We start from the raw sequence: 16,542 nt of genomic DNA, 5'->3' as shown, positions 1-16,542 counted from the left end.
CTTGGAAACTGCTAGAAATTGCTATTAGTCTTCCTTTTTAGAATTTTCTTCTACAAATTTGTGGTATTCTTCGTGAGGAAGAGCCTTTGCCTTTGAAGCAAGGAATTCTACAGCTTTTCTTCTCTTAATATTTTCTATTAGAGTATCGTCTGATACGTTTTTAGCGAAGATTTCTTTGAATTTTTCTAGGTCTTCTACGCCGTAGTTTTTAGCAGTTTCTTGTAGTTCTTTTTCTTTTTCTTCGTCAGATACTTCTATATTTTCTTTTAGAGCTACTTCGTCAATTACAAGATTTGCCTTTACTCTAGCTTCTGCTTGAGCTCTGTATTGGTCACGGATTTGGTTGATATCCATCTTTGTAAGCTCAATATATTGGCTAAGTGTTAATCCCATGCCTTGTAGTCTTTGATCAAGGTTTTGTAGTTCGTAGTCTATTTCTCTATTAACCATGCTAGCTGGAGCTGTAACTTCAGATTTTTCTACTAAAGCTTCTACAGCTTGGTTTTCTCTCATATTTTGAGCGTATTCTTTTTTGTCATCAGCTAGTTTTTCTCTTAAATTGTTTTTAAGTTCTTCTAGGCTGTCATATTCTGAAATATCTTTTGCGAATTCATCGTCAAGTTCTGGAAGTTGTTTTTCTGTGATAGAATTAATTTCAACAACAAATTTAGCGTCCTTGCCTTGGAATTCTTTTGCTTGATAATCTTCTGGGAAAGTTACATTTACATCAAACTTATCACCTACATTGTGACCGATAATTTGATCTTCAAAGCCTTGGATGAAGGTGTTTGATCCGATTACAAGGTCATAGTCTTCTGCCTTGCCGCCTTCAAATCTTTCTCCGTCAAGATAGCCATCAAAGTCGATATTTACCTTATCATTTTCCTTTACAGGCCTATCTGTAACTTCAATTAGTCTAGCATTTTCTTCAAGTTGGTGATTTAGTTCAACTTCTATATCTTCGTCAGTAACTTCTTCAGAAACTTCTTCGATTACAAGGTCATTGTAGTCGCCAAGAACTGGATGTGGTTTTGTTTCTACTTCTACCTTGAAAGTAATGTCCTTACCTTCTTCGATGTCATCAAGGTCAACAGATGGTTGGTCAATTACTTCAAGACCTAGTTCCTCTACTGCCTTTTCGTATGGCTCTGGGAATACTATTTGGATAGCATCATCATAGAAGATTTCTGGACCGTACATTTTTTCAAGAACTCTTCTTGGAACGTGTCCTGGTCTGAAACCATCGATTCTATATCTCTTTTTATTTCTCTTGTAAACTGCGTCTGTTGCTTTCTTAAATTCATCATAGCTTACATTAAATTCAAACTTTGCTATGTTGTTTTCGTGTGATTTTAATTCTGTCATTTCATCCTCCGTGTACTTTTCTACTCATTGTAATAATATACTACTCATAAGTCTAGCTATCAAGCTTTTGCCCTATATTCCTGGCTATTGCTAATAAAGTTTCTCTATCATTTTTTAAATTTTCTTCAAAGACTCTTCTTTCGATTTCTTTTAAAATCTCGCCAAGAAATGGCCCTTGTTCAAAGCCAAGCCCTATCAAATCTTTGCCATTTATGGCAAGGTCTTTTCTTGATAAAACTGGTTTTCTTTCTAGGATTTCCTTTAATAATATTCTACCCTTTTCTATATTTGAAATATCTTCGTGAACTGTAGCCAAAATATCCGCTTCTTGAAGGTCAAAGAGTCTTCTTAAATTATCTTCCCCAATCCTTCTTAAAAGCCTTGCCACAGATTTTTCTGTATAAGGGTTTGACGAATCCATGTGGCGACCAATTAAGATACCTACATCTTCTATTGTCTTTTTCGGATATTTTAAATACTTCAATCTCTTTTCAGCGATTTCTTGCGAAATTTTTTGGTGGCCAAAAAACCTCCCATTGCCTTCCTCATCTAAGAAAAATGTGGCAGGCTTTCCTGTATCATGAAAAAGAGCTCCTAGCCTTGTTACTAAGTCAGGAGGCGTTCCCTCCAAGACCTTTAGGCTATGGTCAAAACAATCCAGGTAATGGTGGGGCGAATGTTGGTCAAAGCCCACGATTTCCTTCACTTCTGGGAAAATTTCTTCTAGAAGACCAAGCTTTTCCAAAAGCCTAATTCCCCTTGCAGGATCAGGTCCGACTAGGATTTTATCAATCTCTGTCGCCTGTCTTTCAACAGAAATATAGGCTAGGTTTTTAGAATTTTTCTTAATCGCCTCTTCTAAATTTCTTTCAATATCAAAACCTAAATTTGCGGCAAATCTCACAGCCCTTAGGGCCCTTAGATAATCTTCACTTATCCTCTCATGAGGATTGCCAACTGCCCTTATAATTTTCTCTTTAATGTCATTTTGACCTCCAAAGGGGTCAATTAATTCATTATTTCTAAGGGCCATGGCGTTTATGGTAAAATCTCGCCTTTCTAAATCACTTTCAATTTTATCAGCAAAAACCACCTGGCCAGGCCTTCTCTTATCCTTGTAGGAAAAATCCTTCCTAAAAGTTGTGATTTCATACTCTTGGCCATGACCAATGACCCTTATGGTTCCAAAATCTTTGCCAACATCAATAATCTTAAAGTCCTTAAAAACTTCTTCTATTTGATTGGGTCTGGCTTTTGTTGCTATATCAACATCAGAAGAGGCCCTGCCCATGATTCTATCACGGACAAAGCCTCCCACTAGGTAGGACTCATATCCCGCCTTTTCTAGCCTTGCTAGAACTTCTTCCTTATTCAGTGTCATTTCTATCCTTTGTGGATGTTGGGACTCTTTGAACTTCTATTTTATAGGTCACAGTATCGTCACCATCATAAACCTCAACACCTTCTGGCAAATCAAGTTTAATCTCACCAGACTTTGAAGACCTGATATAGCCCGCAATCAAAGTTTGAGTCGGAATCTCATCTATATCTCTAATTACTTGGCCAGGTCCCTTGATAACGATTGTATCAGGAGAAACTGCCCTCAATGTTTCAACATAGCCATTTGCTATATCTCCCCTCACAAGGAAATTAACCTTAACTTTCTTAGTTTCATAGACATAGAAAGAAAGATTCACGTCCTTACTATCAAGATCAGCTCCTTCCACAATCTTACCCTCCTTATCGAGGACCTTAATAGGTACATTGTGGATTTTGCCGTCAAGGTATTCTGGATCGTCAATATGGGCCTCTATCCTATCAACCTGGTTGATTACTGACTCTGGCCCCTTGATTTTAATTACTTGAGGGTTTTGCTCGTTGACTTCAACAATCTTGCCATCCTTTAGTTTATCGGCGATAACAACATTTACCGGAATTTTTTTCTCTATTATCCTTTGGATATTAAGATTAATCTTTGATGGATCAACCGAATCAAGATAAATACCTGTTGGAGTGTCAACCTTCACATCAACTGACTTTATCCCCTCACTTGCGTCCATAACATTTATAGATGCTTGGATGTCATCAGCTTTAAGACTTACAATATTATCCCTAGAACCAGTTAGTTTTACATTTACAGAAGAAATATCGTCCTTACTTACAATTGTATAGCCCTTTTCCTCAAGCTTATCCTGGTTTTGAATAATAATTGGGACATTCCTAAATGTCCTGTTGGTTGAAGGATTGGTCGAAGTTGTAACATAGGCCCACATGAAAATGGCCACAATTATAGAAAGGATTAAAAGCTGTTTATCACTATTTGCATTGACTTTCTTAAATCTTTCAAAAAATTTATTCATCTTCTTCCCTCCTTTCAGCAAGTTCCTTCTTTAGACGAATTCTTAAGGAATCTTCATCAAAATATCTGTTTATAACACCATTTTCTGCTATAGAAATATTTCCAGTTTCCTCTGAAACAATAATAACAACTGCATCTGACTTTTCAGAAATACCAATAGCAGCCCTATGTCTTGTACCTAGTTCTTTAGCAATAGTATTTGATGTGGAAAGTGGCAAATAACAAGCTGCTGCAGTAATAGTATTTTCCCTGATAATAACAGCCCCGTCATGGAGAGGGGTATTTGGTATAAAAATATTGATCAAAAGTTCGCTTGAAATATCAGCATTAAGCATAGTTCCAGACTCGATTATGTCAGAAAGACCAACCTGCCTTTCAAGAACAACAAGAGCCCCGATTTTTTGCCTAGAAAGAGAACTCATCGCAGAAACAAGCTCATTTATAGAATCCTCATCCTTTTTGTTCTTATCACCAGAAAAAATTGACCTACCCCTACCAAGCCTCTCAAGCCCTGTCCTAAGCTCTGGCTGAAAGACAACGATAATAAAAACAAGGGAAACAGTCAAAAACTGGTTCATAACCCAAGAAACAGTATTCAAATTCATAATATCTGCAATGGAAGCAAAGATAAGGACAGAAATAAGCCCCTTCAAAACCTGCTCCGCCCTAGTGTTTTTAAGAATAGAAAAAAGCTTATAAACAACATAGGCAATCATAGCAATATCAACAATATCCGTAACCCTAATAAGCATAAGGCTAGTAATAAAATTATCCAAAAAATTCATGATAAGTCCCTTCAATAGATTTATTTCTTTATAATATAATACTGTTTTCGAAAGAGTTTTACAGGTTGAATGAACTTTATTCTAAACAAAAAGAGTCTATGAAAAACATAAACTCTAAATAAAATTCATTTTCTATTTCTTTTATAAAACCAATTTATATTTCCTGATATTTTACTAGTCGCCCAAATATTTTATATAAATCTGGCAGGGGTTCCATTCGTCCCATAGTGTTGGAAAGACTTCTAGTTTTTTGTAGCCCATGGCTTGGTAGAAGTTATTTGTCATGTCGTATTCAGTATAATGACCTGTTTCTACTGTTTTTACTTGGGAATAGGTGTAGCCTAGTTTTTTGGCCAAGTTTTCAAAGGCTTTGTTTAATTTTTTGCCTGCCCCTTGGCGGTGGTAGATTTTTTTGATTCCCATTACAAATATCTCTCCACAATCTGGACTAGTTTCGTTTAAAACTACAAAGCCGATTGGATTTTCTCCAAAAAAACACGCTATAAATGGCTTGTCCTGGGATTCTGTGATGTATTCTTCAGTGCTTTCTGGCAGACCAAACCATTCTGGCAGGTCTTCTAGGATTTCTCTTGAAATTTTTTCTTTTTCTTTTTTATCTTCTATTTCTTTTATAATAAAGTCCATATTTCCATTTCCTTATAGATTTCTTTGTGTTATTTTCAATATTTTCTGATGATCTTTTAATATTTTTATTATACCATTTTCGATCAAAAATATAGACAAAAAAAGAACCCCCAAAAGGGATTCTCTTAAATATTTTATCCTAACATCACGTCTAAAATCATCATTACTACAAAGCCTACAGAAAAGCCTATGGTTCCTATATTTGTGTGGCTTTCGCCTTCTCCTGTAGCTTCTGGGACTAGTTCCTCTACTACCACATACATCATGGCTCCTGCCGCAAAGGATAGGAGGTATGGGAGGATTGGGACCATTATTGATGATAATAAGATTGTAATTATGGCTGCTATTGGCTCTACTATGCCTGAGAATACTCCCATGCCAAAGGCCTTGTGCTTGCTAACTCCGACTGCTTTTAGTGGCATGGAGATTATTGCGCCTTCTGGGAAGTTTTGGATTGCAATTCCGATTGATAAGACCATGGCTGCTGCCATTGTAAGATCGCCCTTGCCGTAGATGACTCCTGCGAAGGACACGCCTACAGCCATGCCTTCTGGGATGTTATGTATAATTACTGCAAGGACCATCATGGTTGTTTTTCTGAAGCTTTCTGCCTTTATTCCTTCTGGATGGTCAGAATCAATATGCTGGTGGGGTATAACTGAGTCTAGGAAGAGCAAAAAGGCAATTCCTACTAGAAATCCCACTGCTGCAGGCATCCAGGCCATGCGACCTAATTTGTCTTCGACCATGTCCATGGCTGGCATGAGGAGGGACCAGATGGATGCCGCCACCATGACCCCTGCTGCAAAGCCAGACAGGCCCTTTTGGACCCTGTCTTTTAGTTCATTTCTCATTATATAGACGCAGGCTGCGCCGAGTGTTGTTCCTATAAAGGGAATCATCACCCCGAATAATATTTCTGAGTTCATTTTTCTTCCTAGTCTATTTTCCAGATGTCATCAGCGTAGTTTACAATTGTTCTGTCTGATGAGAAGAATCCTGCATTTGCGATATTCTTTAGACATTTTCTAGACCATTCTAGTTTGTTTCTATATTCCTTGTTTAGTTTAGCTTGGGTTTGTCTATAAGATTCAAAATCTTTTAGGAGGTAGTATTGGTCTCCTCTTTCACCGTTTTGTGGCTTGATTAGTTCGTTATAGATGTCTAGGAAGTAGTAGGTGTCGTTGTCTTTGAATTCTCCGCTTACTAGGGAATCTACTACGTCTTTGATATTTTCATCCTTACTATAATATTCGAATGGGTTGTATGAATCAGCTATTTCTGCTAGTTCTTCAACTGTTGCACCAAATCTGTAGTTGTTTTCTTCTCCTGCTTCTGCAAAGATTTCAACGTTGGCTCCATCAAGGGTACCAAGTGTTAGGGCACCGTTTAGCATGAATTTCATATTTCCTGTACCGCTTGCTTCCTTACCTGCTGTTGAGATTTGTTCTGAAACATCAGCTGCAGGGAAGAGTTTTTCAGCGTAGGTTACTCTGTAGTTTTCTACGAAGATCACTTTCATCTTTTTGTTTACATCAGGATCGTTATTTACTACTCTTGCTACTTCGTTGGCAAGTTTAATCATACCCTTTGCTCTGAAGTATCCTGGTGCTGCCTTACCACCAAAGATAAAGGTTGTTGGTGTGAAGTCCATATCTGGATTTTTCTTTAATTGATGATATAGGTAGATGATGTGAAGGATGTTTAAGTGTTGTCTCTTGTATTCGTGAATCCTCTTGATTTGAATATCGAAGATTGATTTTGAATCTACCTTAATTCCTTCGTTTTCTAGGATATACTTTGCAAGTTGTTTTTTCTTTGTTTGTTTGATATCCCATAGTTCTTCTAGGACTTTTTCGTCATCTAGGTATTTTTCAAGTCCCTTTAATTGATCTAGATTATTTTTCCATGTATCTGTTCCAAGTTTTTCTGTGATGAAGTTTGTTAATTCTCTATTTGAGTAAACAAGCCATCTTCTTGGGGTAATACCATTTGTTTTGTTGTTGAATTTCTCTGAGCTAATCCTGTACCATTCTTTGAAGGTATCGTCTTTTAGGATTTGTGAGTGGATTTCAGCTACACCGTTTACTGAGAAACCTATATAGATAGCGAGGTTTGCCATGTGTACAGTGTTATTTGCCATAATTCTGTATGGAGCTATTTGAGCTTCGCTAAAGCCTCTTTCTTTTAGTTCTTCAACTAGTTTTTTATCTATTTGTTCGATGATTTCTAGACATCTTGGGCTTACTTCTTGCATGAGGTCTTCTGACCATCTTTCAAGGGCTTCTTGTAAAACTGTGTGGTTTGTGAAAGCAAATACCTTTGATGCAATCTTGAAGGCGTCTTCAAAGAAGATTCCATTTTCATCTACTAGTACTCTGATTAACTCAGGAATAGCTATGATTGGGTGGGTATCGTTAAGTTGGATAACGTGGTATCGTGCAAATTCTTCAAACTTAAGATCTGTTGGGAAGTCTCTCTTATATGTTTCTACCATATCTTGGATTGAAGCTGAACAGAAGAAGTATTGTTGTTTAAGTCTTAATAGTTTACCAGCCTTTTGCATGTCGTTTGGATATAAAACTCTGGTTATATCTTCTGCCCTATTTTTCTCAGCAACAGCATCGTCGTATTCGAAGTTGTTGAATTTTGCAAAATCAAATTCTTCAAATGGTTCTGATTGCCATAGTCTAAGGGTGTTTACAACTCCATTTTCAAAACCAACTACTGGCATATCATATGGAACAGCCTTTACTTGTTGGTCTCTAAACTTAACAATTTTTGCGTCAGAGTCAACTCTGATTGACCAGCCGTCACCGTCTTTAATCCAGCTATCGCCGTGTTCAACTTGGAAGCCTTTTTCAATTTCTTGCTTGAAAATTCCTTCACGATACCTAACACCATAGCCTACTAAGCTAAGATTTTGGCTGGCAGCTGAGTCCATAAAACAAGCGGCAAGTCTACCTAGACCACCATTACCAAGTGCAGCGTCGTCTTCGTAGTCTTCGATAGATTCGAAATCGATTCCGATTTCAGATAATAAGTCTTTCACCTCTTCATAAATTCCTAGGTTGATTAGGTTATTACCAAGTGATCTACCGATTAAGAATTCTGCTGATAGGTAGTAGGCCTTTCTTTCTTTTCTTGCCTTAGCCTTTGTTCCTCTCCAGTCTTTGTTGATAAGACCCATGATTGTAGCACAAAGTGCATCATATCTGTCCTTGTTTGAAGTATCTTCAAATCTCTTTAGGGTAATCCTTTGCAAGTTTTCCATATACTGCTCGGCAAACTTGTCTTTTGCTAACTTATCCATCTTTCCTCCTATAAATATATATTTTTTATTTTTATATTTCTGTACTAGGTTTTTCTTTCCTAAGAGCTTGGCAAGTTTTACAGTGGCTAAATATTGCTAATAAATAAAATAAATTTTTGTGACCACACTAAATTAGTAAAAATCTTTGCCAGACCTTGTTTTATCAAGAATCTTGCTCTATACCTACTATAGTTTGTTTGTTAATTTTATCAAGTTTGATTACTTTGTTCTCTTTTTATCAAGATCAAAGCTCTTGTAATTTCAATCTTAAGGGCCAATAAAAAAATAAGTAAAAAAGAGCGAGATTTCTCTCGCCCTTAGATTATTTTGTAAAATAAATTAAGCCTGTATAGGTCCTAGCCTGTTTGTAAAAATCTTCTAGGTAAAAAGTGTGACGTCTGCCCCAAGAAGAAACCACGACCTCATGCCTGCCGTCTTTTTCATTCATCTCTGTGATGCAAAGTCCGTGGTGGCTCATGATGTCAACGTCCCTTGATAGCCAATTTATGAGGATGACTGGCGTATCCTTAGCAAGGCCCTCCTTTATAAAAGAAATCATCTGACCAAGACTTAGTCTTTTTATGAGATTTCCCTCAAGGATTCTGTAGGATAAATTGAGTCCCAAGGCGTGATTTATGATGTCAATCCTTCTTAAAAGGGATTTTGCTGTTGGCACACCGTTGGCTTTTGGCCTTATCCTTTTGTAAAATTCGTACTGGGTTTTGTTGTATGTTTCAAAATCAACCGGCCCATTTTTGTACAAATAGAAAAAGCAGTTGGTAAAGGCTGTCACAACGCAAGACCTATCCCTAAAAAATTTGGAAAGGCCAAGGTATTTTAGCCATTCTTGGTGGCCGCCGTAAAATTTTTCATTATCCCTTATAACTGAGACAAAGTCCCTACTCTTCGTAAGCTTCATCGTTAGTCTCTATGTCCTCTATCTTGTAAATCTTATCGCCCTTGGCAAGGAGTTTTTCTTCGTCAAATCCCTTTTCTTCTAGCATGTGGTGGATTTTCTCGTGGCTTAGGCTGTAGATTACAGACACAACTGGAATAGAAACCAGCATGCCCCAAACACCGAAGAGTGACCCACCGATTGTAACTGATGCCATAACCCAAACTGCAGGAAGACCAATCTTGTTACCGGCTATGGCTGGATAGATGGCGTTTTCTTGGATTTGTTGGATGACCAAATTGTAAATCAAAAATACAAGGGCCTTAAATGGCGATTCTATAAAGATTAGAATCATAGAAAATGCTGTTCCCACAATTGGACCGAAGATTGGGATTAGGTCAGAAAATCCTACTATTAGAGAAATCATAACCGCATTTGGTATTCTCATTACAAACATACCTATAAAGGTTAAAACGGATAGGCAAATTACAGAAATTAGCCTAGAGAAGATGTAATCCTTGAATGTGTTGTAAGATAGAGAAAAGACCTTATTGATATAATCTGCCCTTTCTTCGCTCATTACTGCATATAAAATCCTTGTGGAATTGATCTTTAGCATCCTTTTTGAAAGGAGAATAAAGATTGAAAATACAAACATGGTAAAGACGCCGATTACTCCGCTTGATACAGAGCTTACCAGGCTTGTAGCCTTGGATAAGACATCTCCTTCATTGCCCTTAAGGAAATCTAGGCTAGCATCCTTGATATTATCCCAGCTTATACCTGATAAAGTATCCATAAATTTATCTGCATAAGGTTCTGTAATTGGGTATTTTTGAAGCATCTTATAAATATCGTCCACAAATTCCGGCCATTTATTGATAAAGGTATTTACAACCTTGGCAATGGATGGAACTAGGATTGTAATTAGGATGGTAAATGCCAAAAACACTATAATCCAAGATATCAAGAGAGCTAACACTGTTATTAGCTTTTTGTGTTTGTCATTTTTATCTAATTTTGAAAATTGTCTTTCAAAAAAGTTCATCGGAATACTTATTATAAAGGCAAGGGCTCCACCCAATATAAAGGGTTGGAGTACTAAATATAACTTAGAAAATGCTTTTGAAACACTTTCTATATAGTAAAATCCAAAATATAATAAAATACCGAGAACTACTACTTTGAGTAGGTTTTGTGATTTTTCATCGAGTTTTCTCATATTATTCCTTCTTATTTTTTATTTAATTGTATTTTACCTTTTTTTCAAAAAATAGTTAGGATGGGTTTTCTGTGTTATAATATAAAAAAGGAGAATTTATGAAAAGATGTTTTATAATTGGCGGCGGAAGCTTTGATGGATTTTTTGACCAAGTAACCGATGCCGATCTAGTTATTGCAGCCGATAAGGGCTATAAATACGCCAAGGAAGCTGGGATTTTGCCAGACTATATAATTGGCGATTTTGACTCAGCAAGTAAACCAGATTTTAAAAACCTAATCGCCCTAAACCCTATCAAGGACTTTACAGACACAGTCGCAGCCATTGATTTTGCTATAGAAAAAGGCTATAAGGAAGTAATAATCTACGCAGGTCTTGGTGGCAGGGAAAGCCACACCATTTCAAATATCAAATCTATGTTTTTTTACAAAAAGAAAGGCATAGATATTAGGCTTAAGGCAGCTGGCAAGGAAATATTTATTATCGACAAAGATTTTTCCTATAAGCATGCAGGCAGAGATTTCTATGTGTCAATTTTTTCCCTAACAGAAAAATCAATTCTCGATATAAAAGGACTATTTTATGAACTAGAAAATTACGAGATGGCAAATGACGATGCCCTTGGGGTTTCCAATGAAACTAAGGGCTGTGATTTTGAAATAAAAGTCAGGCAAGGAAGTCTCCTTGTAATTTTCGAAGATTTTGACAATTAAAAAACTCTTTTCCAAATATTTCCAAATTAAAAAACCTTCTTATTTTCATTATCAAATGAAAGTAAGAAGGATTTTTTTATTGGTAAGTTTTTTCTCTTTCTTCCCTTAGTTCAAGGAAGGTTTTGTTTGTTAATTTTTCTATTTCACCATCTGTGATGTCCCTGTTTCTAAGTTTCCTCTTTGTGTTATCCTCGATTAAGGTATAGAGGACTGTAGCAAGTGGGATGAAGGCAATCATGCCAAATATTCCAAATAGTCCACCACCGATTATTACTGATACAAATATCCATATTGGTGGAAGTCCCTGGTGTTTTCCGATAACAAGGGGATAAAATACCTGTTGTTGGACATTTTGCAAAATAAGGACAAAAATTAGGAAAACTAGGGCCTTGCCTGGTGAAAAGGTAAAGATCAAGATTATTCCAATCGATGTTGCCAAAAAAGCGCCGATATAAGGAATCATATCAAAGGCTCCCATCAGGATTGAAATCATGCCAGCTGATGGCATCCTTAAAATAGTCATTCCTATAAAACATCCAATACCAAGAGCTATGCAGGATAGAATCCTTGTTTCAAGAAATCTCGCAAAGGAATCGTAGGAAAGTTTTGATACATAAACCAATTGCTTGGCTGTTTTCTCACTTAGGTTGGCAAAGACAAGTCTTGCCGCTCCATTTTTAAGTTTTGTCTTATTCATTGAGACATAAAGTGAGAAGACAAAGCCAATTGATAAGGACAAAATTCCCTGAGATACAGAATTGATTATAGATCCTGTTTTGTTTAAAAATCCTGAATCAGACCTAAAAAAGTCCTGGAGAATTTTTGTTAAACTTTGGGTCATCCTTTCAATATTGATTGTTTCAAGCCTTGTGGCAATTAAATCTGCAACCTTAGTAAAAATCTTTGATCCATTTAAAAAATCTATCAAGGAATCCATAAATACTGGAATATTTGCTGAAATAACTCCTACAGCCCTTGTTAATTCTGGGATTAGAACTGTAAGGACTAAAGTTACCGTAGCAAAAAATATGATCCAGGATAGGATTAGGGATAAAGATCTTCTTAATCTTTCGTGCTTGTCGTCTTTTATAAATTTTGTAAAAATTTCATCATAAAAAAAGTTCATCGGAAGGTTGATGATAAAGGCAATTACAAGGCCGTATACAATTGGTCTAAATACCTTGTAGGCTGTGCCAAGGATTTCTCCTATCTTATCTAGGTAAAAAAATCCAAAAAAGATCCCTATCAATAAGATTCCGATGATGAAATATTGTTTGGTTTTTTCTTCAAATATTTCTCTCATACCTACCTCAAAAAAGGGCCTCGCGGCCCTAAAACTTAATAATTATTTGTGGTTTTGTCGCTTTCTTTGGCTGATTGTTGTTTTTCTTGGTATTCTTTCTTAGTTAGGACATCAACCACATCAACATTTACTGTCACAACATCTAGGCCAGTCATTTCCTTAACATTTTGGCCAACTGTTCTTTGGATGTCATTGAAGATTTGACGAGCGTTTTTGCCGTATTCGATTATTACATCTAGGTTGATTTTTGCTTCTTTTTCGCCAACTTCTACATTAACACCAGCTGTTGACCTGTCATTTGAACCAAAGAATGATCCAATAGAATCAGCGATATTGCCCTTCATATCAAGGATACCGTCTACATTGTTGATGGCAATTCTTGCTATTTTTGCAACTACCTTATCTTCTATGATTAATTTTGATTCTTCGTATTCTAATTCCCTACCTTCGTTAAGGTCTTTTTTAACTTCTTCTTTGTTTAAATTTTCTGTCATGATTCTCTCCTTAATTTAAAATCTTCCTTATAATTTGAAGCACTCTAACATCTCTATCAAAATAAGCCCCTATAAAATAGCCAATTAACATCACTACCCAAATACCCAAAGTTTTGAAAAAACCAAAGTTAAATAGGCAAATGATGGTCAAAAAGCTAAGTACAAGAGAATTTACCTTGCCCTTATTAATTCGATAGAAGGCGAGAAAAGATGCCCTGGATTTTTCTTTCATATCAAGTTTTCTCATCTCAACATCTACCATACTAGGATCTTTGTTTTTCTTAATGTCTTCCATCTCGTCTCTCTTCTATTTCTTTCTTATCAAGCTTTAAATCTAATCTTATGTCAGTAATTTCTGTAAAATCCGTCAAATTTTTTATTATTTCCGCCCTTATTCTTTCCGAAAGAGCCTTTATATCTTCATTGCCAAAATAATCTGCCAGGCATTTTGCCTCTATCCTTTGATTTTCGACAATCACTGCCTTAGCGGATACGCATTTGGCTTCAAAAAATTTGTTGACCGATTTTTCCATCACAGCCTCTAGAGATTTTCTAGTTAAAAGTACGCTTCCCTTCTCATCTTCCAAGAGAACATCATAGCCCCTGTTAGAATTTTTCTTAAGGACCATAAGGATTATGAATGAAAATACAATCAAAATGACGCCAATGCTAATAAAAAATCCCTTTATAAAGACCTCATTGGATATCAAAATATTTAGGAATTCAGCATCAATAAAAAAATTACCAACGCTATTTATATCTATTCCCAAAGCCAAAAACAAGGATCCCAAGAGGACTAAGACTATTAACATAAAAGAATATAGAAATTTCATAAATTTTCCCATACGAGTCTCCTTAGCTAATTAATACCCTTATTCGAGCTCTTCAATCATTCTTCAAGTTCCAAATTAAGGGCAAGCCAATTTTCATCAAGGTCATCTCTCATGTCTTCGAGATCTTTCATTTCCCTAAAAAGCTCAGCCACCCTAGCCTGGTCGTCATAAAAGCCTTCCGACAGACTTTCTTTGGTCAAATCTTTAAGCTTTTTATCAATATCTTCCATATCTTTTTCTATGTCCCTGATTTTTTTCCTAACGGCCTTAACTTCATCTCTTTTGAGTTTTTCTTTTTTTCTTTCCTTTTTGACCTGGGTCTTGGTTACAGTCGATTTTTCTTCCTCAGTCAGACTCATTTCCCTGAGTTTTTCCTGATAATAATCGTAATTGCCAAGATAAAGGTCCATCCTGTCGGATTTCATATCTAAGATTTTTGAGGCAATTTTATTTAGGAAATACCTGTCGTGGGAAATTATCAAAAGGGTTCCCTCAAAGTCAAGGATGGCACCTTCTAGGATTTCCTTGCTGTCGATGTCTAAGTGGTTAGTTGGCTCATCCATAAGGATAAAGTTGCAATCTGAAATCATAAGCTTAAGAAGGGATATTCTCGCCCTTTCCCCACCAGACAATTCAGAAATTTCCCTAAAGACGTCTGTATCATAGAACATAAATTTTGCCAGATATGACCTAATCTCAAAGTTTGTAAGCATTGGGAAGGTCTCTCTAATTTCATCAAAGATTGTATTTTCAATATTTAATGACTTTTGTTCCTGATCAAAATATCCCACATTTACAGATTCGCCCATCTTGGCTTTTCCGCCGTCTTGGAAGAGTTCTCCTAAGACTATTTTAAAAAGCGTGGTCTTTCCAACTCCGTTGTCGCCGATGATGGCTGCTCTTTCGTTTCTATAAATATCAAAAGAAATATTTTTGAAAATCTCTTCTCCATCAAAGGACATCCTTAAATCTTCAACCTTTAGGACATCCATTCCCGATTGGATCCTAGGTGTAAATTTAAGGTTCATTGTGTCGGAAAGTTCTATTGGTTTATCAATTCTTTCCATCTTATCAAGGAGTTTTTGCCTTGATCTTGATTGAGAAATACCTCTTTTTCTTTTGGAACCGCCTAGGTTTTTGAGCCTGTCGATGATTTCTTCTTGTCTTTCAATTTCCTTTTGCTGGCTCTTATATTGGTGGATTCTAACTTCCATATCTTTTTTTCTCTGAGTCATAAAAGTTGTATAGTTGCCATTATATGAGGAAAGCCTGCCATTTTCTAATACCATCATCCTATTTACAGTTGCATCCAAAAAATACCTGTCGTGGGAGATAATAATTGCAGTTCCCTTGTAGTTTTTGATGAAGGTTTCTAGGAAATTTATTGCCTTGATGTCAAGGTGGTTGGTTGGCTCATCTAGTAAGAGGAGGTCCGGTTTTTCAAGTAATAGTCCAGCAAGTTCCACTCTTGCTTTTTGGCCACCGGATAAGTCTGAAATTTTTTTCTTAAAATCATCCTTGGCAAAACCCATGGCAGAAAGTGTGCCTTCTAGTTCGCTTTCTATGGCATAGCCGTTTTTATTATGATAAGTTTCAGATTTTCTTGTGTATTCATCCATGATTGCGGCAAGCTTGTCGGGATCTGTTTCTGTGCTCATCTTTTTTTCAAGGTCTCTAATCTCAGATTCAAGCTTAATTAAACCTTCAAAAACCGACAAGCAATAATCATAGATGGTCATATCAGAATCAAGGCTTAGGATTTGTTCCAAATACCCAACTTTAACGTCTTGGGGAATGAAAATCTTCCCATCGTCTGGCATTAGCCTTCCTGTTAAAATATTAAAAAGGGTAGACTTGCCAGCACCGTTTAGTCCAACCAGTCCTGCCTTATCTCCCTTTTCTAAATTGAAACTTAGGCCAGAAAATATCTCTTTATTGGGATATGATTTGGCCAAGTTCGATACATTAAGTACATTCATCTAAAATATAAAATCCTCTGGGGAATTCATAAAGTATGTCAAAGTGAATAGCGATTCATCAAGGTGAACAGATTCGATTACTGCGCCATTTGATACCTTCAAATCAACTGGTGAGAAGTTCCAAATACCTCTGACTCCGCCCTTGCATAAAACATCTGCCACATCTTGTGCCGCTTCTTTTGGTGTGGCAATAATTCCAATATCTATGGTGTTTTTCTCTAAGAAATCAGCCAATTCATTGACATCTCTTACCTTAAGATTAGAATCTGAAAGGGCCTTGGCTTCCTTATCAAAAACTGCCTCAAACTCATAACCAAGTTCCCTAAAAGACTGGTATTGGTAAAGGGCGTGGCCTATGTTACCATAGCCTATAAGAATCAGTTTATAATCCTTATCCACTCCGATAATCTTTGACAATTCATCAATAAGCTCTTTTACATTATAGCCATAGCCTTGTTGGCCAAAGCAACCAAAGTGGTTCAAATCTTGCCTAATTTGGCTGGCTGTAAGGCCTGTTATATCTGATAGCTCTTTTGATGATACCCTAATTATTCCCTTTTCATTAATGCTTTCAAGGTACCTATAGTACTTAGGTAGTCTCTTGATTACAGACAAAGAAATATTTTGTTTAGCCAT

Annotated in this window: 16 protein-coding genes; 1 reads left to right on the top strand and 15 read right to left on the bottom strand. The window is 36.4% G+C overall.

Features of this window, described 5'->3' with window-relative positions; translation table 11 throughout:
- Nucleotides 1–24: 24 nt before the first annotated feature.
- The 9 genes from tig to K8P03_RS06140 all read right to left on the bottom strand — a co-directional run bounded on the left by tig (nt 25) and on the right by K8P03_RS06140 (nt 10,584).
- Nucleotides 25–1,365, bottom strand: a complete 1,341-nt coding sequence (gene tig / locus K8P03_RS06180) for a trigger factor (RefSeq protein WP_223419388.1) — start codon at nt 1,363–1,365, stop codon at nt 25–27.
- 52 nt (nt 1,366–1,417) lie between these two features.
- Entirely contained in the window at nt 1,418–2,746 is a 1,329-nt protein-coding gene (locus K8P03_RS06175) for a CCA tRNA nucleotidyltransferase (RefSeq protein ID WP_223419386.1), read from the bottom strand.
- Nucleotides 2,733–3,725 (bottom strand): CdaR family protein, encoded by a 993-nt coding sequence (locus K8P03_RS06170; protein WP_223419384.1) that lies wholly within the window; start codon nt 3,723–3,725, stop codon nt 2,733–2,735. Before K8P03_RS06170 ends, K8P03_RS06175 begins: the two co-directional genes overlap by 14 nt.
- A complete protein-coding gene (cdaA, locus tag K8P03_RS06165) occupies nt 3,718–4,509 on the bottom strand; it encodes a diadenylate cyclase CdaA (protein ID WP_223419382.1) in 792 nt (263 codons plus the stop codon). The genes K8P03_RS06170 and cdaA overlap by 8 nt, the downstream gene beginning before the upstream one ends.
- Nucleotides 4,510–4,683: 174 nt before the next feature.
- Complete coding sequence (locus tag K8P03_RS06160) at nt 4,684–5,154, bottom strand: GNAT family N-acetyltransferase (RefSeq protein WP_223419380.1); 471 nt, start codon at nt 5,152–5,154, stop codon at nt 4,684–4,686.
- 134 nt (nt 5,155–5,288) lie between these two features.
- Entirely contained in the window at nt 5,289–6,083 is a 795-nt protein-coding gene (locus tag K8P03_RS06155) for a ZIP family metal transporter (protein WP_223419377.1), read from the bottom strand.
- An 8-nt stretch (nt 6,084–6,091) separates the two neighbouring features.
- Entirely contained in the window at nt 6,092–8,467 is a 2,376-nt protein-coding gene (locus tag K8P03_RS06150) for a glycogen/starch/alpha-glucan phosphorylase (protein WP_223419375.1), read from the bottom strand.
- A gap of 322 nt (nt 8,468–8,789) precedes the next feature.
- Nucleotides 8,790–9,386, bottom strand: a complete 597-nt coding sequence (locus K8P03_RS06145; RefSeq protein WP_223419373.1) for a hypothetical protein — start codon at nt 9,384–9,386, stop codon at nt 8,790–8,792.
- Entirely contained in the window at nt 9,367–10,584 is a 1,218-nt protein-coding gene (locus K8P03_RS06140) for an AI-2E family transporter (RefSeq protein WP_223419371.1), read from the bottom strand. Before K8P03_RS06140 ends, K8P03_RS06145 begins: the two co-directional genes overlap by 20 nt.
- Nucleotides 10,585–10,682: 98 nt before the next feature.
- On the opposite strand from K8P03_RS06140, the gene K8P03_RS06135 reads away from it, so the two are divergent.
- On the top strand, nt 10,683–11,297 hold the full coding sequence (locus K8P03_RS06135) for a thiamine diphosphokinase (protein WP_223419369.1): 615 nt from the start codon (nt 10,683–10,685) through the stop codon (nt 11,295–11,297).
- 76 nt (nt 11,298–11,373) lie between these two features.
- Here the strand turns inward: K8P03_RS06135 and K8P03_RS06130 are convergent, their stop codons facing one another.
- Genes K8P03_RS06130 through K8P03_RS06105 form a run of 6 tightly spaced genes read right to left on the bottom strand, consistent with a single transcriptional unit; the run spans nt 11,374 to nt 16,542 of the window.
- On the bottom strand, nt 11,374–12,600 hold the full coding sequence (locus K8P03_RS06130; protein ID WP_223419366.1) for an AI-2E family transporter: 1,227 nt from the start codon (nt 12,598–12,600) through the stop codon (nt 11,374–11,376).
- A gap of 35 nt (nt 12,601–12,635) precedes the next feature.
- Nucleotides 12,636–13,094 (bottom strand): Asp23/Gls24 family envelope stress response protein, encoded by a 459-nt coding sequence (locus tag K8P03_RS06125; RefSeq protein WP_223419364.1) that lies wholly within the window; start codon nt 13,092–13,094, stop codon nt 12,636–12,638.
- Between the two features lie 10 nt (nt 13,095–13,104).
- Nucleotides 13,105–13,389, bottom strand: a complete 285-nt coding sequence (locus K8P03_RS06120; protein ID WP_223419361.1) for a DUF2273 domain-containing protein — start codon at nt 13,387–13,389, stop codon at nt 13,105–13,107.
- Nucleotides 13,376–13,939, bottom strand: coding sequence for an alkaline shock response membrane anchor protein AmaP (gene amaP / locus K8P03_RS06115; RefSeq protein ID WP_223419359.1), 564 nt, complete (start codon nt 13,937–13,939; stop codon nt 13,376–13,378). The genes K8P03_RS06120 and amaP overlap by 14 nt, the downstream gene beginning before the upstream one ends.
- 44 nt (nt 13,940–13,983) lie before the next feature.
- On the bottom strand, nt 13,984–15,906 hold the full coding sequence (abc-f, locus tag K8P03_RS06110; protein WP_223419356.1) for a ribosomal protection-like ABC-F family protein: 1,923 nt from the start codon (nt 15,904–15,906) through the stop codon (nt 13,984–13,986).
- Complete coding sequence (locus K8P03_RS06105) at nt 15,907–16,542, bottom strand: redox-sensing transcriptional repressor Rex (RefSeq protein ID WP_223419353.1); 636 nt, start codon at nt 16,540–16,542, stop codon at nt 15,907–15,909.

Origin of the sequence: Anaerococcus murdochii, from assembly GCF_019957155.1 — a bacterium.
GTDB classification, from domain to species: domain Bacteria; phylum Bacillota; class Clostridia; order Tissierellales; family Peptoniphilaceae; genus Anaerococcus; species Anaerococcus murdochii.
The sequence above is the reverse complement of the archived record's forward strand: the minus strand, read 5'-3'. Positions and strand labels throughout refer to the sequence as shown.

Coding starts and splice junctions, on each gene's coding strand:
- tig (WP_223419388.1), bottom strand. CDS start 1,365: ATGACAGAATTAAAATCACACGAAAACAACATAGCAAAGTTTGAATTT.
- K8P03_RS06175 (WP_223419386.1), bottom strand. CDS start 2,746: ATGACACTGAATAAGGAAGAAGTTCTAGCAAGGCTAGAAAAGGCGGGA.
- K8P03_RS06170 (WP_223419384.1), bottom strand. CDS start 3,725: ATGAATAAATTTTTTGAAAGATTTAAGAAAGTCAATGCAAATAGTGAT.
- cdaA (WP_223419382.1), bottom strand. CDS start 4,509: ATGAATTTTTTGGATAATTTTATTACTAGCCTTATGCTTATTAGGGTT.
- K8P03_RS06160 (WP_223419380.1), bottom strand. CDS start 5,154: ATGGACTTTATTATAAAAGAAATAGAAGATAAAAAAGAAAAAGAAAAA.
- K8P03_RS06155 (WP_223419377.1), bottom strand. CDS start 6,083: ATGAACTCAGAAATATTATTCGGGGTGATGATTCCCTTTATAGGAACA.
- K8P03_RS06150 (WP_223419375.1), bottom strand. CDS start 8,467: ATGGATAAGTTAGCAAAAGACAAGTTTGCCGAGCAGTATATGGAAAAC.
- K8P03_RS06145 (WP_223419373.1), bottom strand. CDS start 9,386: ATGAAGCTTACGAAGAGTAGGGACTTTGTCTCAGTTATAAGGGATAAT.
- K8P03_RS06140 (WP_223419371.1), bottom strand. CDS start 10,584: ATGAGAAAACTCGATGAAAAATCACAAAACCTACTCAAAGTAGTAGTT.
- K8P03_RS06135 (WP_223419369.1), top strand. CDS start 10,683: ATGAAAAGATGTTTTATAATTGGCGGCGGAAGCTTTGATGGATTTTTT.
- K8P03_RS06130 (WP_223419366.1), bottom strand. CDS start 12,600: ATGAGAGAAATATTTGAAGAAAAAACCAAACAATATTTCATCATCGGA.
- K8P03_RS06125 (WP_223419364.1), bottom strand. CDS start 13,094: ATGACAGAAAATTTAAACAAAGAAGAAGTTAAAAAAGACCTTAACGAA.
- K8P03_RS06120 (WP_223419361.1), bottom strand. CDS start 13,389: ATGGAAGACATTAAGAAAAACAAAGATCCTAGTATGGTAGATGTTGAG.
- amaP (WP_223419359.1), bottom strand. CDS start 13,939: ATGGGAAAATTTATGAAATTTCTATATTCTTTTATGTTAATAGTCTTA.
- abc-f (WP_223419356.1), bottom strand. CDS start 15,906: ATGAATGTACTTAATGTATCGAACTTGGCCAAATCATATCCCAATAAA.
- K8P03_RS06105 (WP_223419353.1), bottom strand. CDS start 16,542: ATGGCTAAACAAAATATTTCTTTGTCTGTAATCAAGAGACTACCTAAG.